Annotated in this window: 1 protein-coding gene and 1 pseudogene; both read right to left on the bottom strand. The window is 48.5% G+C overall.

Going from position 1 to position 994, the window contains the following annotated elements:
- Window positions 1-362: pseudogene (locus ELS82_RS25305) on the bottom strand (helix-turn-helix domain-containing protein); the annotation flags it as partial.
- Window positions 363-448: 86 nt separating this feature from the next.
- Window positions 449-949 (bottom strand): transposase, encoded by a 501-nt coding sequence (locus ELS82_RS25300; RefSeq protein WP_134837801.1) that lies wholly within the window; start codon window positions 947-949, stop codon window positions 449-451.
- Between the last annotated feature and the right edge of the window lie 45 nt (window positions 950-994).

Here is a 994-nt window from a genome sequence, read left to right as displayed (position 1 = left end):
GGTAAGTAAGTGATATCCCATGTGTAGACTTGATTCGAGCCTGTCGCCGTATAACTCGTTGGCTTCGCTTGCTTTTGTCTACTCCTCTGACGGCCTCGGTTGTGAAGTTGTCCTTGTRCACTCAGTACCCGATAATAGCTCGACTCTGAGGCGATATATTCCCCTTTATCAAGCAGTGTCGGTACGATTTGAGTCGGAGGTAAGCTCGCGAACTCTGGGCGGTTACACACTTCGATAATCGCATCACGCTCTTGCTGCGAGAGCTTGTTAGCTGGCTCTGGCCTGGCACAGGTCGGCCTTTTATCTGCTTGAACCTCTCCTTGTTGATACCATCGACGATAGGTTCTCAGGTCAATTTGCACCTCATGACAAGCCTGCTCTAAGCGGCAGCCATTTTGCTTGGCATCGTGAATAAGAGCTATCAGGTGCTGCCTTTCATCGGTTGAGGTTAGTCGTCCTCTGGCTCTTCCCCGTAAAAGGCTCTGAGCTTTTTTCGTAGAACCAGCAGGGCAGCAGTTTCAGCGAGCGCCTTTTCTTTATGGCGTAACTCCTTCTTAAGCTCTTTGATTTCAAGCTTATCCGCTTTGGCCTGTTTCTTTGCTTCCGCTTCCCGCTCTTTACTCGACATAAACCCTTGCATACATTCGCTGCGCCAGCTTTGGACTTGCTCTGGAAACAGACCTTTTTCACGACAGTATTGGCTGAGTTCACTCTCTGTCATTGAGTAGGTCTCGGCGATGATGGCGAGTTTAGTTTGAGCAGACCACTGCTCTGATGAAGTGTTGCTATTTGGCACTGCGGCTCCTGAACGTCTGAGTTGCTGCCGCCAATGATACAGGGTCGCGGTGCTAATGCCTTCCTCTTTTGACAACTGGCTTACTGACATTGAATATGGAGGCAGTAGCTTCTTCAATATGGCTTCTTTTCTTTCTGCTGGAATACGAGACACAATTCATTCTTACCGCCCAAACTGGTTAAATTTTAACAGTGACAA

Source organism: Vibrio ouci (genome assembly GCF_004551525.1).
Classification (GTDB): Bacteria; Pseudomonadota; Gammaproteobacteria; order Enterobacterales; family Vibrionaceae; genus Vibrio; species Vibrio ouci.
Note: the sequence above shows the minus strand (reverse complement) of the source record. Positions and strands in the feature narration are given on the sequence as shown.